The sequence below is a fragment of the Pseudorhodoferax sp. Leaf265 genome (genome assembly GCF_001422365.1).
Lineage (GTDB): Bacteria > Pseudomonadota > Gammaproteobacteria > Burkholderiales > Burkholderiaceae_C > Pseudorhodoferax.
In genome coordinates, this window is record NZ_LMMT01000038.1 from 52578 (window position 1) to 69263 (window position 16686).

The window sequence follows — 16686 nt, forward strand, 5'->3', positions numbered from 1 at the left end:
GCAATGAAAAAACTGTTTGCTTCCTTCCTTCTCGGCGTCGGCGTGTGGATCGGGGGATCCATGGCGCTGGCCCAGGCGCCGGCCGCTGAGCCGGCATCTGCCGCAGCACCCGCGGCCGAGGCTCCCGCTGCAGCCGCACCGGCTGCCGCACCCGCCGCAGCCGAGGCTGCACCGGCCGCCGCTGCACCGACCCCCAAGGTCGATTCCGGCGACACCGCCTGGATGCTGACCTCCACGCTGCTGGTCATCCTGATGACGCTGCCCGGCCTGGCACTGTTCTACGGCGGCCTGGCCCGCTCCAAGAACATGCTGTCGGTGCTGATGCAGGTCTTCGTGATCTTCTCGTTGATCAGCATCCTGTGGGCCGTCTACGGCTACAGCCTGGCGTTCTCGGGCGACGGCAACTTCTTCGGCGGATTCGACAAGATCTTCCTGAAGGGCGTCACCACCGAGACCTTCGGCGCGCTGATCACCATCCCCGAGTACGTGTTCGTCGCCTTCCAGGGCACGTTCGCAGCCATCACCGTGGCGCTGATCGTCGGCTCCTTCGCCGAACGCATCAAGTTCGCCGGCGTGCTGGTGTTCGCCGTGCTGTGGTTCACCTTCAGCTACGTGCCGATGGCCCACATCGTCTGGGGCGGCGGCCTGCTGGCCAAGGACGGCGCGCTGGACTTCGCCGGCGGCACCGTGGTGCACATCAACGCCGGTGTCGCCGGCCTGGTGGGCGCCTACGTGCTGGGCAAGCGCATCGGCTATGGCCGCGAAGCCTTCACGCCGCACTCGCTGACGCTGACCATGGTCGGTGCCTCGCTGCTGTGGGTGGGCTGGTTCGGCTTCAACGCCGGCTCCGCCGGTGCGGCCAACGGCGCTGCCGGCCTGGCCTTCGTGAACACCGTGCTGGCCACTGCCGCTGCCACGCTGTCCTGGATCATGGGCGAGGGCCTGCACAAGGGCAAGGCATCGATGCTGGGCGCTGCGTCCGGCGCCGTCGCCGGCCTGGTTGCGGTGACGCCCGCTGCCGGCTTCGTCGGTCCGATGGGCTCCATCGTGCTGGGACTGATCGCCGGCCTGGTCTGCCTGTGGGGCGTGGGTGGCCTCAAGCGCATGCTGGGTGCCGACGACTCGTTCGACGTGTTCGGCGTGCACGGCGTGGGCGGCATCGTCGGTGCCATCCTGACCGGTGTGTTCGCTGCCCAGAGCCTGGGTGGCACGGGCGGCCTGACGCCCGACACCTTCGCCATGGGCGCCCAGGTCTGGATCCAGATCAAGAGCGTGCTGTTCACCATCGTCTGGTCGGCTGTGGTCGCCTTCATCGCCTACAAGATCGCCGACATGACCGTGGGTCTGCGCGTGACGGAAGAGGAAGAGCGCGAAGGCCTGGACATCTCGTCGCACGGCGAGACGGCCTACAACCGCTGAGGGGAGTGGCGCGGCGGACCACCCGCCGCGCCTGACACGAGCGAGGTCTCCTGAAGAGGTTGGGCCCGCGGAGCAAGCGCTCTGCGGGCCTTTTTTTGTTCATGTGTGGGCTGAAAAAAGCTCAAGGCGCCCGATGGGTGCGCGCCGTACCATCGCCCGCATGACAACAACGCCCCCACTGGAGGAGACCGTCGCGCGGGTGCGCGCTGCTGCCGCGCACGGGCAGCCGCTGCGCATCGTCGGCGGCGGCAGCAAGGACGGCTACGGCCAGTCGCTCGTGGGCGAGCCCCTCGATGTGCGCGGCCTGGCCGGCATCGTGAGCTACGAGCCCAGCGAACTGGTTGTGACGGTGCGCCCCGGCACGCCGCTCGCGGAACTCGAAGCCGTGCTGGCCGAACGCGGCCAGTGCCTGCCCTTCGAGCCCCCGCACCATCTCCCCGACAGCGACGCAACCCAAGCCAGCCGCGCCACCTGCGGCGGCATGCTGGCCGCCGGCCTGTCGGGCCCGGCACGCGCCAGCAGCGGCGCCGTGCGCGACTTCGTGCTGGGGCTGGAATTGCTCAACGGTCGCGGCGAACTGTTGCGCTTCGGCGGTCAGGTCATGAAGAACGTGGCCGGCTACGACGTCTCGCGCCTGATGGCCGGGGCACTGGGCACGCTGGGCGTGGTCACCGAGATGAGCCTCAAGGTGCTGCCCGTGGCGCCGGCCGAGGCCACGCTGCGCTTCGACCTGCCGCAGCACGAGGCGCTGCGCCAGCTGCATGCTTGGGGCGGCCAGCCGCTGCCGCTGAACGCGAGCTGCTGGCAGGACGGCGTCGGCCTCACGCTGCGCCTGCGCGGCGCCGTGGCGGCGGTCGACGCCGCCTGCAGCCGCCTCGGCGGCGTGGCACTGGCGCCCGACGAAGCCGCGCACTTCTGGCAGGCGCGGCGCGATCTGCGCATGCCATGGTCCGATGTGGGCCGTGCGCGCGACCTGTGGCGCCTGTCGGTTCCGCAGACGGCGCCGGTGCTGGACCTGGTCGGCGACACCCTGGTCGAATGGCACGGGGGCCAGCGCTGGCTGGCCGCTGATCCGGCACAGGCGCAGGCCGTGCGCAAGGCGGCGCAGGCCGTGGGTGGCAGCGCCACCTTGTTCCTGGCCACGGCCGGCGAACGCAGCGGCGCACGTACCGCGTTCTTCGATCCGCTGTCCCCAGCGCTCGCGCGCATCCACGCCGCGCTCAAGGCCTCGTTCGATCCGGCCGGCATCTTCAACCGCGGCCGCCTGTACCAGGACTTCTGATGCAAACCAATCTCTCCCCCGAATACCAGGGCACGCCCGACGGGATCGCGGCCGAGGCCATCCTGCGCAAGTGCGTGCACTGCGGCTTTTGCACCGCGACCTGCCCGACCTACCAGCTGCTGGGCGACGAGCTGGACGGCCCGCGCGGCCGCATCTACCTCATGAAGCAGGTGCTCGAAGGCGCCGAGCCCACGCGCGCCACGCAGCTGCACCTGGACCGCTGCCTGACCTGCCGCAACTGCGAAAGCACCTGCCCCTCGGGCGTGGACTACGGCCACCTGGTCGACATCGGCCGCAAGCTCGTCGATGCCAAGGTGCCGCGGCCGGCCGGCGAGCGCGCCACGCGCTGGGCACTCAAGGAGGCCCTGCCCTCGGCCGGGTTCGCACCGGCCATGCGCGTGGGCCAGGCCGTGCGCGGCCTGTTGCCCGGCAAGCTGCGCGCCAAGGTGCCCGAGCGGCGCCACCCCGGTGCCTGGCCGCAGCGTCGCCACGCGCGCAAGGTGCTGCTGCCCGAGGGCTGCGTGCAGCCGTCCATGGCGCCCGGCATCGACCGCGCCACGGCCCGCGTGCTCGACGCGGTCGGCATCACGGCCGTGCGCGTGCCCAAGCCCAGCTGCTGCGGCGCAGTCAAGTTCCACCTCAACGACCAGGAGGGCGCGCTGGCGCAGATGCGCACCAACATCGACGCCTGGTGGCCCTATGTGCAGGGTGCGGGCGACGCCGCGGTCGAGGCCATCGTGGTCAACGCCTCGGGCTGCAGCGTGATGGTCAAGGACTACGGCCATGTGCTGCGGGACGACCCAGCCTATGCCGAGAAGGCGCGCCGCGTGAGCGGCCTTGCGCGCGACCTGACCGAGCTGCTGCCGCAGATTTCCGAGGGCTTGGCCAAACGCTTCGCGGGCAAGAAGCCGTCCGGCGTCGTCGCCTTCCACCCGCCCTGCACGCTGCAGCACGGCCAGCAGCTGCGCGGCCTGGTCGAGCGCCACCTGGGCGAGCTGGGGTTCGACGTGCAGGTGGCGGCCAGCGAGTCGCACCTGTGCTGCGGCTCGGCCGGGACCTACTCCGTGCTGCAGCCCGAGATCTCGCAGCAGCTGCGCGACCGCAAGCTCGGCCACCTGCAGGCGCTGGCGCCCGAGACCATCGTGTCGGCCAACATCGGCTGCATCACGCACCTGCAGGGCGGCTGCAGCACGCCCGTGCGGCACTGGGTCGAGGTGCTGGACGCAGCGCTCGCCGGCTAGGCCGCGAGCGCGGCTTCGATGTCCTGGCCCAGGCTCTCGGGCTTGTCGGTCGGCGCATAGCGCTTGCGCACCTCGCCGTCCTTGCCGACCAGGAACTTGGTGAAGTTCCACTTGATGGCCCTGGTGCCGAGCAGGCCCGGCGCCTCGCGCGTGAGCCACTGGTACAGCGGATGGGCGCCATCGCCGTTGACGTCGATCTTGCCCATCATCTGGAAGCTCACGCCGTAGTTCTTCTGGCAGAACGCGCCGATCTCCTCGTTGCTCCCCGGGTCCTGGCGGCCGAACTGGTTGCACGGAAAGCCCAGCACCACGAGGCCCTGGCCACCGTAGGTCTTGTGCAGTTCCTCCAGCCCCGCGAACTGCGGCGTGAAGCCGCATGCGCTGGCGGTGTTGACGATCAGCAGCGGCCGGCCCTTGAACTGCGCCAGCGCGACCGGCCGGCCGGCGATGTCCAGGGCTTCGAAGTCGTAGACAGTGGCCATGTGGCGTGCCTCAATGCGTGTGGTCGTTGCGCGCGATCTCGAGCAGGTGCTCGACTTCGTCCGTGTGCACGCGGCAGTTGTGCTGGTGCCAGCGCTGGATCACGAACATGAAGCCCGCGACCACCACGCCGAATGCCGTGATGGCCGCGAACGCCGACAGGCCCAGCCCCGTCGACAGGCTGTAGAACGCGCCCAGGCCCAGGATGCAGGCCTGCTCGTTGAAGTTCTGCACCGCAATCGAACGGCCGGCGCCCATGAGGTTGTGGCCGCGGTGCTGCAGCAGCGCGTTCATCGGCACGACCAGGAAGCCGCCCAGCCCGCCCAGCAGGATCAGGAAGGGTGCGGCGACCCACACGCTGTCGATGAAGTTCATGCCGATCACGAGCAGGCCCATGGCGATGCCCAGCGGCATCACGCGCGTGGCCATGTCCAGCTTCATGCGCATGGAGGCGATCACCGCGCCCACGGCCGTGCCGATGGCCACCACGCCCACCAGCGAGGACGCCTGCGTGGTGCTGTAGCCCAGCGCGGCGGCGGCCCAGGCCAGCACGATGTAGCGCAGGTTGCCCGAGACACCCCAGAACAGCGTGGTGGTGGCCAGCGAGATCTGGCCGAGCCGGTCGTTCCACAGCCGCGAGTTGCAGCGCCAGAAGTCGGGCAGCAGTGCCAGCACGCTCTTGGGCATGGGCCGCATCGGCACGCCGGTGTCGGGGATGCGCGTGTTGATCCAGGCCGCGATCGCGTAGATGACGACCAGCACCGCGATGGCGCCTTCGGCCGGCGAGTCGATGCCGGTGTCGAAGAACGGCAGGTCGATCGCCAGCAGCCGGCTGGACACGGCATGGCCCACGAGCTGTCCGCCCAGCAGCACACCCAGGATGATGGAGCCGATGGTCAGCCCCTCGATCCAGCCGTTGGCCTTGACCAGCTGGGACGGCGGCAGCAGTTCGGTCAGGATGCCGTACTTGGCCGGCGAGTAGGCCGCTGCGCCCAGGCCCACGATGGCGTAGGCCATCAGCGGATGGCTGCCGAACAGCATCATGAGGCAGCCGATCACCTTGATCGCATTGCTCAGGAACATCACCTTGCCCTTGGGCAAGGCGTCTGCGAACGCGCCCACGAAGGGCGCCAGGATCACATAGAACAGCGCGAACATCGGCACCAGGGCGGCGCGCTGCCAGTCGGGCGCTCCGCTGGCGCGCAGCAACTCGATCGCGGCAATGAAGATCGCGTTGTCGGCCAGCGACGAAAAGAACTGGGCCGACATGATGGTGAAAAAACCGCGCTTCATCGCATGTCGTGGGGGCGATCAGTTGAGCTGATGCAAAGTGATAAGAGCTTGTCTGTTCAATCGGCCGGCGGTTATATCACGGGGCCAATGCGAGAATTCTTCAAGTCCTTGCCATCGTTGCGCGGTTGCACACCGCAGCGCTTCCTGCCATGCCCCGTCCCATCCAAGCCACGATCCACCATGCTGCGCTGCGTCACAACCTGCAGCGTGCGCGCCGTTCGGCCGGCGACGCCAAGGTCTGGGCCGTGGTCAAGGCCAATGCCTATGGCCATGGCATCGAGCGCGTGTTCGAAGCCTTGCGCGGTGCCGACGGTTTCGCACTGCTCGACCTGGCCGAGGCCGAACGCGTGCGCGCGCTGGGTTGGCGCGGCCCCATCCTGTTGCTCGAAGGCGTGTTCGAGCCGCGCGACCTGGAGCTGTGCTCGCGCCTGGGCCTGTGGCATGCCGTGCACTGCGAGGCGCAGATCGACTGGCTGGCCGCGCACAAGACGCAGCAGGGCCACCGCGTCTTCTTGAAGCTCAACTCGGGCATGAACCGGCTGGGCTTTGCGCCGGCCAGCTTCCGCACGGCCTGGATGCGGCTCGATGCGCTGCCCCAGGTCGAAGAGATCTCGCTGATGACGCACTTCAGCGATGCCGATGGCGCCAAGGGCATCGCCGCGCAGATGGCTGCCTTCGACGAGGCCACGCGCGACCTGCCCGGCGAGCGCAGCGTGGCCAACAGCGCTGCCACGCTGCGCCATGCCGACAGCCCAGGCGTGCGCGGCGACTGGGTGCGCCCCGGCATCGCCGTCTACGGCGGGGCGCCGGACCACCCTGGCTTCAACGCCGCGCACTGGGAGCTGCAGCCCGCCATGACACTGGCCTCCAAGGTCATCGGCCTGCAGGACCTGCTGCCCGGCGACAGCGTGGGCTATGGCTCCAGCTTCGTCGCCGACACCCCCATGCGCATCGGCGTCGTGGCCTGCGGCTATGCCGACGGCTATCCGCGCCACTGCGGCACCGGCACGCCGGTGCTGGTGGACGGGGTGCGCACGCGCCTGGTCGGGCGCGTCAGCATGGACATGGTGACCGTGGACCTCACGCCCGTGCCGCAGGCCGGGCTGGGCAGCGCCGTCACGCTCTGGGGCCGGGCCGGCAATGGCGCCGTGCTGCCGGTGGACGAGGTGGCGCACGCGGCCGGCACCGTGGGCTACGAGCTCATGTGCGCTCTGGCGCCGCGCGTGCCTGTCGTGGTCGCCGAGTAGACGCCAGGGTCTGCGTGAGGTCGGGCGGACTGGCCTTCACGCGTTCGTACAGAGCCTGTGCGGCCAGCGACAGGCTGCGCTCGCGCCGGCGCACGAGGTAGATGCGGCGCTTGAGCCCGCTCCAGGCCAGCGGCCGCGTCACCAACCCCGGCTGTGCGAAGTGGAACAGTGTCAGCGCCGGCATCACGCTCACGCCCAGGCCTGCGCGCACCATGCCCATGGCGGTGGCGAGCTGGTCCACCTCCATCAGCGTCTGCATCTGCAAGGGGTGCAGCGCCGCGTCCAGGTACTGGCGCACGCTGGAGTTGCGCGCCATGTGCACGAAGGGGTAGGCCGCCACGTCGCGCGGACGGATCTCGCGCTGCCGCGCGAGCGGGTGGTCGGCCGGGCAGACCAGGTGGAAGTCGTCGCTGCAAAAGGGCTCGGCGCGCAGTTCCTGCGTGTCGGCGCGCACGGCGGCCAGCGCGAAGTCGGCCTGGCCCTGGCGCACCAGTTCCACGCAGGGTTCGGACAGCACGTCGGCCACGGCGATCTCCACGCCCGGATGCGCCGCGCGGTAGTCGCGCAGGATGCCCGGCAGCCAGCCTGCCGCCAGCGAAGGCAACAGCGCGATGGACACGCGGCCGCGCCGCAGCGCGCGCTGTTCCGAGACGCCGGTCAGCGCCGCGTCGAACTCGGCCAGCACGCGCCGCGCCGAAGCCTCGAACTCCTGCCCCTCGGGCGTGGGCGCCACATGGCGCGTGCTGCGGTCGAACAGACGCAGGCCCAGGGCGGCCTCGAGCTGGCCAATCAGTGCGCTGAAGGCCGGCTGCGACAGATGGCACTGCGCGGCCGCCCGCGTGAAGCTGCGCTGGTCGGCCAGCGCCACGAAGGCTTGCAGCTGGCGCATGGAGACGTTGGAACGGGCCGGCTGATTCATTTGATCTGCAGATGAATTGATCCGAACTTTCGAATTCACAGATGAAGGGCCGCACTCTACATTGCGCCCGGGAACAGACAAGGAGACATGTGGACCAGAACATCCTGCGCATCGGTTGCGCGGCCGGTTTCTCGGGCGACCGCACCGACGCGGCAGCGCCTGTCGTGCAGGCGCTCATCGCGGCCGGCGGCCCGGCGTTCCTGATCTTCGAAACTCTGGCCGAGCGCACGCTCGCGCTGGCCCAGCTGGCGCGCCGCGCCGACCCCGAAGCCGGCTACGAGCCGCTGCTGCCCGACCTGCTGCGCCCCGTGCTGGCGGACTGTCTGGCGCACGGCGTGCGCATCGTCAGCAACTTCGGCGCGGCCAACCCCGCCGGTGCCGCGCGCCGCATCCATGCGCTGGCGCGCGAACTGGGCCTGCCCGCCCCGCGCGTCGCCATCGTCGAGGGCGACGATGTCTCTGGCCCCGGCCACCGCCCGCTGCTGCAGGCCGCGCTGGGTCCGGCGCTGGACGGGCTGGACCTGGTTTCCGCCAACGCCTACCAGGGCGCCGAGGCCATCGCCGATGCGCTGCTGGCCGGCGCCGACATCGTGGTCTGCGGCCGCGTGGCCGACCCCTCGCTGGCGGTCGGCCCGGCGCTCGCCCACTTCGGCTGGGCGCGCGACGACTGGACGCGCCTGGCGCGCGCCACCATGGCCGGCCACCTGCTCGAATGCGGCACCCAGGTCACGGGCGGCTACTACGCCGACCCGGGCTACAAGGACGTGCCCGGCATGGCCAGCCTCGGCTATCCCATCGCCGAGATCGATGCGGACGGCCACTGCACCATCACCAAACCGGCCGGCACGGGCGGGCGCATCGACGCCCACACGGTCAAGGAGCAACTGCTCTACGAGGTGCACGACCCGGCCGCCTACCTGACGCCCGACGTGGTGGCCGACATCACCGAGGCCGAGGCGCAAGAGCTGGGCCCCGACCGCGTGCGCCTGTCCGGTGTGCGCGGCCATGCCCGGCCGGCCACGCTCAAGGTCAACGTCTGCCATGCCACGGGTTGGCTGGCCGAGGGCGAGATCTCGTATGCCGGCGCGCGCGCCGAGGGCCGCGCTCGGCTGGCGGCGCAGGTCCTGCGCGAACGCCTGGCCGGACTGGGGCCGCTGCGCGCCGACCTGATCGGTGTGTCCAGCGTGTTTGCCGACGATGGTGGCCAGTGGCTGGACAGCCTGTCCGACAGCGGCGCCCGCGACGTGCGCCTGCGCGTGGCCATGAACCACCGCGAGCGCAGCAGCGCCGAGCGGCTGGCGCGCGAGGTCACAGCGCTGTACACCTGCGGCCCGGCCGGTGGCGGCGGCGTGCGCACCGCCTTGCGCCAGCGCCTGGGCACGGTCTCGTGCGTATTGGCGCGTGAGCAGGCGCCCACGTCGTTCCGCTTCATCGAGGTCGCTGCATGAACACCGTCACCGTCCCGCTCTACCGCGCCGCCCACGGCCGCACCGGTGACAAGGGCAACCGCTCCAACATCAGCGTGATCGCCTGGCACCCGGCGTTGTGGCCGCTGCTGCTGGAACAGGTCACCGAGGCGGCCGTGGCCGCGCAGTTCGCGCACCGCCAGCCGGCCCGCGTCACGCGCCATGTGCTGCCGCGCCTGCAGGCCATGAACTTCGTGCTCGACGAGGTGCTGGATGGCGGCGTCAACGACGCGCTGAACCTGGACAGCCATGGCAAGGCCCTGTCCTTCCTGCTGCTGGAATTGCCCATCCAGGTCCCCCCTGCGCTGCTGCCGCTGCTGGCCGGTCCACCACTCGAACCACCCCATTGACTTTCCATCACCAGGAGACAAGACCGATGCAAGAACGTTTCAACCCCCGCCGCACCTGGCTGGCCGCCGCGCTGGCGCTGACCGCTGGCAGCCTGGCACCGCAACTCGCGGCTGCGCAAGACTTCCCGAACAAGCCCATCACCTTCGTCGTGCCCTTTGCGGCCGGCAGCGCCACCGACCAGATCGCACGTGCGCTGGGCCAGTCCATCACCGACCAGACCAAGCAACCCGTGGTCGTGGACAACAAGGGCGGTGCCAGCGGCCAGATCGCCGCGAGCCAGGTGGCGCGCGCGCCGGCCGACGGCTACACCGTGCTGATCACCACCAACACCACGCACGCGGCCAACGAGCACCTGTACAAGAAGCTCAGCTACGACCCGGTCAAGGACTTCGCGCCCATCACCGGCCTGGGCAAGGGCGGCCAGGTGCTCGTGGTGCGGCCGGACGCGCCGTACAAGAACGTCGCCGACCTCGTGGCTGCGGCCAAGAAGACGCCGGGCAAGCTCAGCTTCGGCAGCGGCAGCTCGTCCAGCCGCATGGCCGGCGAGATGTTCAAGCAGCTCTCGGGCACGGACATCTTGCACGTGCCCTACAAGAGCAACCCCAATGCGATCACGGACCTCATGGGCGGGCAGATCGACTTCATGATCACCGACACCTCCACCGGCGTGCCGCAGGTCAAGGGCGGCAAGCTCAAGGCGCTGGGCATCTCCACCGTCGAGCGCAACCCGCTGCTGCCCGAGGTGCCGACCATCGCCGAGGCCGGCGTCAAGGGCTACGACATGGGCTACTGGTTCGCGGCCTACGCGCCGACCGGTACGCCGCCCGCCGTGGTCGCGCGCCTGAACGCGCTCCTGGCCAAGGCCGTGCAGAGCGCCGGCGCCAAGACCTTCTTCGATGGCAGCGGCTCCACCGCCTGGACCACCACGCCCGAAGGCCTGGCCAAGTTCCAAGGCGAAGAGACCGCCAAGTGGGGCCGCGTGATCAAGGCGGCGGGCATCGAGCCCGAATAAGCCACACCGGCCGGCCAGCCGGCCGGCCTGCCTCGGGGCTCCAAGAAACCACACAGCCCCGCTTTCGCCAACAGAACCGGTGCACGGCTGCGCAGTGCAGGGCGCAGCCATGCCCGGACAACGAGGAGACACACAGCATGCATCCCATCGTCACGCGAGGCCTGGTCGGCTGCGCAGCCCTGTCCGTGCTCGCCGCCTGCGGCGGTGGCGGGGACGACCCGCCGGGCGCCCCGGTCGCCACGCCCAAGAGCTGCGAGCCGGCGGCGCTCGCCAGCGTGCAGCTGGCCGGTGCCACCGTCACCGGCGCGGCCCCCGTGGCCGCCGGCAGCTACACCCCGACCGGCGGGCGGCCCATCGCCAACCTGCCGGCGTTCTGCCGCATCACGGCCCAGGCCACGCCCAGCGCCGATTCGCTCATCAACTTCGAGATCTGGGTGCCCGAGGGCCAGGCCTGGAACGGCAAGATGGTGGTCACCGGCAACGGCGGCTACAGCCCCGCGCTCAGCACCGGCGACATGGCCTACGCCATGCGCCAGGGCTACGCGGTGGTCGGCGGCGATACCGGCCACCAGTCCGCCGATCCGAACGAGATGTTCTGGGGCGTGGACCATCCCGAGAAGATCCGCGACTGGGGCACGCGCTCCATCCACGCCATCACGGTGCCCTCGCGCACGCTGGTCGAGGGCCTGCGCGCCCAGGCGCCCAGCCGGGCCTACTACTACGGCTGCTCCACGGGTGGCCACCAGGGCTACGCGCAGATGCAGCGCTACCCGCAGGACTTCGACGGCGTCATCGCCGGCGCGCCCGGCAACAACCGCACGCGGCTGAACGTCGAGTTCCTGCACCGCTACCTGTCCAACCGCGCACCGGGCACCAGCGGCCCCGTGATCCTCACCGCGGCCAAGGCCAACCTGATCACGCAGCGCGTGGTCGCCGCCTGCGACGCCCTGGACGGCGTGAGCGACGGCGTGGTGGAGAACCCGCTGGCCTGCACCAGCGACAGGTTCGACGTGGCCGGCCTGCAATGCACGGGCGCCGACGCCGCCGACTGCCTGACCGCCGACCAAGTGGCCGTGGCGCAGAAGATCTACGCCGGCCCGAAGAACCCGCGCACTGGCGCCCAGATCTACCCGGGCCTGCCCGTGGGCACGGAATCGGGTTGGTCGGGCTACTGGGGCGGCGCCGAGCCCGTGCGGGCCGACTACTGGCGCCTGTGGGTCTTCGCCAACCCGCAGTGGGACTGGTGGACCTTCGACTACGACCGCGACATCGCCTACGCCGACGCCCGCGTCAGCCCGCTGGTGGACCAGACCAGCGCCGACCTGTCGGCCTTCAAGGCCGCGGGGGCCAAGGCCATCGTGTTCCAGGGCTGGCAGGACGCGGTGGTCAACCCGGTCGACACCATCGCGTACGCCGAACGCGTGAAGGCCGCCCAGGGCACACAGGCCGAGATGGACACGTTCTACCGCCTGTTCCTGGTGCCAGGCATGGGCCACTGCAGCGGCGGCAGCGGGGCCGCCACCTTCGGCAACAGCGGCGGCCAGGTGCCCAACCCCACGGCCGACAACGACCTGCTCATGGCGCTGGACCGCTGGGTCGAACAGGGCAGGGCGCCCGACAGGATCGTGGCCGCACGCCTGAGCGGCGGCAACGTGGTGCGCACGCGCCCGCTGTGCGTCTACCCCCAGACCGCCGTCTACAAGGGCAGCGGCAGCACCGACGACGCCACGAATTTCAATTGCCAGTGATGGCCCCCACCGGAGACAACGCATGAAGACCACCTGGACCCCCACCGCCGTGCTGGTCGCGGCACTGCTTGCTGCCTGCGGCGGCAGCGACAACGACGACCCGCCGGTCACGCCGCCGGCCGCGACGCCGCAGCTCAAGCTCAGCGTCACCGCGACCGAGGACTTCCCCGGCAGCTACGGCAGCGTGGGCGCCTACGAGAAGCTGACCGGCAGCATCAGCGGCGAGGTCGACCCCAAGGACCCGAAGAACGCCGTGATCCAGGACCTGGCGCTGGCGCCCGTCAATGCGCGCGGCATGGTCGAGTACAGCGCCGAGTTCGTGCTGCTCAAGCCCAAGGACATGGCCAAGGCCAGTGGCGTGCTGCGCTACGACGCGCCCAACCGCGGCAACATCCTCACGATGCTGAACCCCGCGGCCACGCCCAGCGACGCCGTGTACCTGGAGCGCGGCTACGTGGTGCTCTACTCGGCCTGGCAGGGCGACGTGCCCAAGAGCAGCGCGGCCCGGCTCACGGCCACGGTGCCGGTGGCGAAGAACGCGGACGGCAGCAGCATCACGGGCACCTACCGCAGCGAGCTCGTGCCCTCGGCCGCCACGCCCGTCATGACGCTGCCCGGCGGCGTGTTCAACGGCACCATGATCCCCTACGCGCCCGCCAGCCTGGACAACACCCTGCCCGGCTACTCGCTCACGCGCCGCGTCAACGAGACCGACGCGCGCCAGCTGATCCCGGCCAGCGACTGGAAGTTCGCGGACTGCAGCGCGGCCAACGCCTTCCCGGGCACGCCCGACGGCAGCAAGGTCTGCCTGAAGGGCGGCTTCGACCCCAAGTACCTGTACGAGCTGGTCTACGTGGCCAAGGACCCCAAGGTCATGGGCGTGGGCCTGGCCGCGCTGCGCGACACGGTCAGCTTCTTCCGCAAGGCCCAGGCCGACAGCGCCGGCACGGCCAACCCGCTGGCCGGCCGCATCACGCACGCCATCGGCCAGGGCACCTCGCAGTCGGGCAATGCCATGAAGACCTTCCTGCACCTGGGCTTCAACCAGGCGCTGGACGGCGGCAAGGTGTTCGACGGCCTGTACGCCCACGTGGCGGCGCGCCAGACCAACATCAACACGCGCTTTGCCGTGCCGGGTGGCGGTGGCGGCCTGCGCACCGACCACACGGCCTTCGGCCAGACCGCGCCGCGCGGGCTGGCTGCGGACTACATGGACGATGTGAGCGGCCGGCAGGGCGGCGTGATGAAGCGTTGCGCGGCCACCAGCACCTGCCCCAAGTTCTTCCTGGGCCTGTCGGGCACGGAGTTCTGGCAGCTGCAGGGCTCGCCCGTGCTGACCGACGCCTACGGCCTGCGCGACCTGGCCCAGCCCGACAACGCGCGCATCTACTACTACGCCAGCACCCAGCATGGCGGCAACGGCGGCACCGCCAGCATCGGCTACGCGCCCACGCGCAACGTCTACCCTGCCGGCACCGTGGTGCACTTCACCGACACCTTCCGCGCGCTCTTCGTCGCGCTGGAGGACTGGGTGGTGCGCGGCACCGAGCCGCCGGCCAGCCAGGTGCCCAAGCTCGCCGACGGCACGCTCGCGCGGCCGGACCAGCTCGTGTTCCCCAGCATGAAGGGCCTGACCTGGCCGGTGTCCGGCACCGCCACGGCCATCCCCGACTTCAACTACCTCGCGCGCTACAACGGCTTTGCGCTGTTCGACTTCGGCCCGCAGTACATCCCGCAGGACGAATCGGGCATCGCCACGCTGCTGCCGCCGTACGACACAGGCCGCGACTATGCGATCCTGGTGCCGCAGGTGGACCCGACCACGGGCCTGACCCGCGCTGGCATCAAGAGCGTCGAAGCGCGTGCGCCGCTGGGCACCAGCATCGAGTTCAACTACGTGGCCACGCCGGGCATCGTCGACCTGTCCAACCTCACGGGCAGCTTCATCCCGTTCCACACCACCGAGGCGGCGCGCATCGCGGCCGGCGACACGCGGCCCTCGCTCGAGTCGCTGTACGGCACGCAGGCCGGCTATGTGGCGGCGGTGACCGCGGCGGCCAACCAGCTCGTGGCCGAACGCCTGCTGCTGCAGCGCGACGCGGACCTGCGCATCCAGCAGGCCGTCGCCACGCCCGTGCTGCCCTGAGCGGCCCGATGCACCGCCGGCGCGCACGCCATGCACCAGCATGCGGTGTGCGCGCCGCCGGCCTGCGCCAAATTGAACCATTTGGTCAAAAGACAGCCGGCGTTTTTTCGCAAGTAATTGAATTGATGGAGATAAATCGACTGGCATGAACACTGCTTGGTGGGCCGGGTGACGCGGACCGGGGTGGTTCGCGTGGCCCCACCTCGCGAGGCAACCCATGAAAGTCGGCGTCTTCATCCCCATCGGCAACAACGGCTGGCTGCTGTCGGAGAACGCTCCGCAGTACAAACCGTCGTTCGAACTGAACAAGCAGATCACGCTCTCGGCCGAGCGCTACGGCATGGACTTCGCGCTGTCCATGATCAAGCTGCGCGGCTTCGGCGGCAAGACGGAGTTCTGGGACCACAATCTGGAGTCGTTCACGCTGATGGCGGGCCTGGCGGCCGTCACCAGCCGCATCAAGCTGTTCGCCACCTCCGCCTCTCTGGTGATGCCGCCGGCCATCGTGGCGCGCATGGCCTCCACCATCGACTCCATCTCGGGTGGCCGCTTCGGCCTGAACCTGGTCACCGGCTGGCAGCGGCCCGAGTACGCGCAGATGGGCATGTGGCCCGGTGACCAGTTCTTCGGCACGCGCTACCAGTACCTGTCCGAGTACATCCAGGTGCTGCGTGACCTCTGGGGCACCGGCAAGTCGGATTTCAAGGGCGCCCACTTCCAGATGGACGACTGCCGGCTGAGCCCGCGCCCGCAGGCCGCCATAAAGGTCATCTGCGCGGGCCAGAGCGACGCCGGCATGGCCTTCTCGGCCCAGTACGCCGACTACAACTTCTGCTTCGGCAAGGGCGTGAACACGCCCACGGCCTTCAAGCCGGCGGCCGACAAGCTGATCGCCGCCACGGCCAAGACCGGCCGCAGCGTCACCACCTACGTGCTGATGATGGTCATCGCCGCCGAGACCGACGAGGCGGCCCGCGCCAAGTGGGAGCACTACAAGGCCGGCGCCGACCAGGAGGCCATTGCCTGGCTGGGCGAGCAGGGCGCGGCCGACACCAAATCCGGCGCCGACACCAACGTGCGCCAGATGGCCGATCCGACCTCGGCCGTCAACATCAACATGGGCACGCTGGTCGGCTCCTTCGCCAGCGTGGCGCGCATGCTCGACGAGGTCGCCACCGTGCCCGGCACCGAGGGCGTGCTGCTGACCTTCGACGACTTCGTGCAGGGCGTGCACGACTTCGGCGAGCACATCCAGCCCTTGATGACCAGCCGCGCCGACGTGGACAGCCCCGTGCCCACGCGCGTGGCCCCGCTCAAGGAGGCCGCATGAAGACCAACCAAACCCTGAGCTCGACCACTCCGGTCGGCATCCCCGCGCCGGCCGGTGCGCCGCCCGCGCTGGTGCTGCCGGCGCGGCCCGAGCCGCTGCTGCTGCAGCCGTCCAACACCGCGCTGATCGTGGTGGACATGCAGAACGCCTATGCCTCGCTGGGCGGCTATGTGGACTCGGCCGGCTTCGACATCTCGGGCGCGCAGGGCACCATCGCCAGCATCGCGCGCTGCATTGACGCCGCGCGCCAGGCCGGCGTGCTGGTGGTCTTCCTGCAGAACGGCTGGGACGCGCAGTACGTGGAGGCCGGCGGCCCGGGCTCGCCCAACTGGTACAAGTCCAACGCGCTCAAGACCATGCGCGCCAGGCCCGAGCTGGCCGGCAAGTTCCTGGCCAAGGGCGGCTGGGACTACGAACTCATCGAGGCGCTGCAGCCTGCGGCCGGCGACATCGTGGTGCCCAAGACACGCTACAGCGGCTTCTTCAACAGCCAGCTGGACAGCACCCTGCGCGCACGCGGCATCCGCAACCTGGCGTTCACGGGCATCGCCACCAACGTCTGCGTGGAGTCCACGCTGCGCGACGCCTTCCACCTCGAGTACTTCGCCGTGCTGCTGGAGGAGGCCACGCACCAGCTCGGCGCGGCCGAGATCCAGCAGGGCGTGGTCTACAACGTGCAGACCTTCTTCGGCTGGGTCGCCAGCGCCGACGCCTTCTGCGCCACCCTGGCCGGCTGATCCCTTTTTTCCACA

14 protein-coding genes are annotated in these 16686 nt (G+C 70.1%); 11 read left to right on the top strand and 3 right to left on the bottom strand.

Going from position 1 to position 16686, the window contains the following annotated elements:
- The first annotated feature begins 3 nt into the window (after nt 1-3).
- The 3 genes from amt to glcF all read left to right on the top strand — a co-directional run bounded on the left by amt (nt 4) and on the right by glcF (nt 3942).
- Nucleotides 4-1419: an ammonium transporter gene (amt, locus tag ASF45_RS27335; protein ID WP_056671112.1), complete on the top strand. Its 1416-nt coding sequence runs from the start codon at nt 4-6 to the stop codon at nt 1417-1419.
- Nucleotides 1420-1579: 160 nt separating this feature from the next.
- The gene (gene glcE, locus ASF45_RS27340; RefSeq protein ID WP_056671780.1) at nt 1580-2701 is read left to right on the top strand and encodes a glycolate oxidase subunit GlcE; all 1122 of its coding nucleotides are present in this window, start codon (nt 1580-1582) and stop codon (nt 2699-2701) included.
- Nucleotides 2701-3942, top strand: a complete 1242-nt coding sequence (gene glcF, locus ASF45_RS27345) for a glycolate oxidase subunit GlcF (protein ID WP_056671115.1) — start codon at nt 2701-2703, stop codon at nt 3940-3942. The genes glcE and glcF overlap by 1 nt, the downstream gene beginning before the upstream one ends.
- On the opposite strand, the gene ASF45_RS27350 is transcribed toward glcF, so the two are convergent.
- Both ASF45_RS27350 and lplT read right to left on the bottom strand, forming a co-directional pair.
- Complete coding sequence (locus ASF45_RS27350) at nt 3939-4424, bottom strand: glutathione peroxidase (RefSeq protein WP_056671118.1); 486 nt, start codon at nt 4422-4424, stop codon at nt 3939-3941. The two genes, glcF and ASF45_RS27350, sit on opposite strands and share 4 nt — an antisense overlap.
- 10 nt (nt 4425-4434) lie before the next feature.
- Entirely contained in the window at nt 4435-5715 is a 1281-nt protein-coding gene (lplT, locus tag ASF45_RS27355; protein ID WP_056671121.1) for a lysophospholipid transporter LplT, read from the bottom strand.
- Between the two features lie 149 nt (nt 5716-5864).
- Between lplT and alr the strand changes: the two genes are divergently transcribed.
- A complete protein-coding gene (alr, locus tag ASF45_RS27360) occupies nt 5865-6962 on the top strand; it encodes an alanine racemase (protein ID WP_056671124.1) in 1098 nt (365 codons plus the stop codon).
- On the opposite strand, the gene ASF45_RS27365 is transcribed toward alr, so the two are convergent.
- On the bottom strand, nt 6916-7881 hold the full coding sequence (locus ASF45_RS27365; protein ID WP_056671127.1) for a LysR family transcriptional regulator: 966 nt from the start codon (nt 7879-7881) through the stop codon (nt 6916-6918). The two genes, alr and ASF45_RS27365, sit on opposite strands and share 47 nt — an antisense overlap.
- Nucleotides 7882-7970: 89 nt before the next feature.
- Between ASF45_RS27365 and ASF45_RS27370 the strand changes: the two genes are divergently transcribed.
- From ASF45_RS27370 to rutB, 7 genes are all read left to right on the top strand, one after another.
- Entirely contained in the window at nt 7971-9329 is a 1359-nt protein-coding gene (locus ASF45_RS27370) for an acyclic terpene utilization AtuA family protein (RefSeq protein WP_369802179.1), read from the top strand.
- The gene (locus ASF45_RS27375) at nt 9326-9697 is read left to right on the top strand and encodes a hypothetical protein (RefSeq protein WP_056671132.1); all 372 of its coding nucleotides are present in this window, start codon (nt 9326-9328) and stop codon (nt 9695-9697) included. Before ASF45_RS27370 ends, ASF45_RS27375 begins: the two co-directional genes overlap by 4 nt.
- A gap of 26 nt (nt 9698-9723) precedes the next feature.
- Nucleotides 9724-10710: a tripartite tricarboxylate transporter substrate binding protein gene (locus tag ASF45_RS27380; protein WP_056671135.1), complete on the top strand. Its 987-nt coding sequence runs from the start codon at nt 9724-9726 to the stop codon at nt 10708-10710.
- A gap of 137 nt (nt 10711-10847) precedes the next feature.
- Nucleotides 10848-12458 carry a tannase/feruloyl esterase family alpha/beta hydrolase gene (locus tag ASF45_RS27385; protein ID WP_056671137.1) on the top strand — a complete coding sequence of 537 codons (1611 nt, stop codon included), beginning with the start codon at nt 10848-10850 and terminating at the stop codon, nt 12456-12458.
- A 22-nt stretch (nt 12459-12480) separates the two neighbouring features.
- Nucleotides 12481-14604, top strand: a complete 2124-nt coding sequence (locus ASF45_RS27390) for an alpha/beta hydrolase domain-containing protein (protein WP_056671140.1) — start codon at nt 12481-12483, stop codon at nt 14602-14604.
- Nucleotides 14605-14821: 217 nt separating this feature from the next.
- Complete coding sequence (gene rutA, locus ASF45_RS27395; protein ID WP_056671143.1) at nt 14822-15934, top strand: pyrimidine utilization protein A; 1113 nt, start codon at nt 14822-14824, stop codon at nt 15932-15934.
- Nucleotides 15931-16671 (top strand): pyrimidine utilization protein B, encoded by a 741-nt coding sequence (gene rutB, locus ASF45_RS27400; protein WP_082551308.1) that lies wholly within the window; start codon nt 15931-15933, stop codon nt 16669-16671. The genes rutA and rutB overlap by 4 nt, the downstream gene beginning before the upstream one ends.
- Nucleotides 16672-16686 lie beyond the last annotated feature (15 nt).

Excerpts from the sequence above, each read along its gene's own strand:
- ASF45_RS27385 (WP_056671137.1), top strand. The coding sequence starts at position 10,848 with ATGCATCCCATCGTCACGCGAGGCCTGGTCGGCTGCGCAGCCCTGTCC.
- ASF45_RS27390 (WP_056671140.1), top strand. The coding sequence starts at position 12,481 with ATGAAGACCACCTGGACCCCCACCGCCGTGCTGGTCGCGGCACTGCTT.
- rutB (WP_082551308.1), top strand. The coding sequence starts at position 15,931 with ATGAAGACCAACCAAACCCTGAGCTCGACCACTCCGGTCGGCATCCCC.
- amt (WP_056671112.1), top strand. The coding sequence starts at position 4 with ATGAAAAAACTGTTTGCTTCCTTCCTTCTCGGCGTCGGCGTGTGGATC.
- alr (WP_056671124.1), top strand. The coding sequence starts at position 5,865 with ATGCCCCGTCCCATCCAAGCCACGATCCACCATGCTGCGCTGCGTCAC.
- ASF45_RS27365 (WP_056671127.1), bottom strand. The coding sequence starts at position 7,881 with ATGAATCAGCCGGCCCGTTCCAACGTCTCCATGCGCCAGCTGCAAGCC.
- ASF45_RS27380 (WP_056671135.1), top strand. The coding sequence starts at position 9,724 with ATGCAAGAACGTTTCAACCCCCGCCGCACCTGGCTGGCCGCCGCGCTG.
- rutA (WP_056671143.1), top strand. The coding sequence starts at position 14,822 with ATGAAAGTCGGCGTCTTCATCCCCATCGGCAACAACGGCTGGCTGCTG.
- ASF45_RS27350 (WP_056671118.1), bottom strand. The coding sequence starts at position 4,424 with ATGGCCACTGTCTACGACTTCGAAGCCCTGGACATCGCCGGCCGGCCG.
- ASF45_RS27375 (WP_056671132.1), top strand. The coding sequence starts at position 9,326 with ATGAACACCGTCACCGTCCCGCTCTACCGCGCCGCCCACGGCCGCACC.
- glcF (WP_056671115.1), top strand. The coding sequence starts at position 2,701 with ATGCAAACCAATCTCTCCCCCGAATACCAGGGCACGCCCGACGGGATC.
- glcE (WP_056671780.1), top strand. The coding sequence starts at position 1,580 with ATGACAACAACGCCCCCACTGGAGGAGACCGTCGCGCGGGTGCGCGCT.
- lplT (WP_056671121.1), bottom strand. The coding sequence starts at position 5,715 with ATGAAGCGCGGTTTTTTCACCATCATGTCGGCCCAGTTCTTTTCGTCG.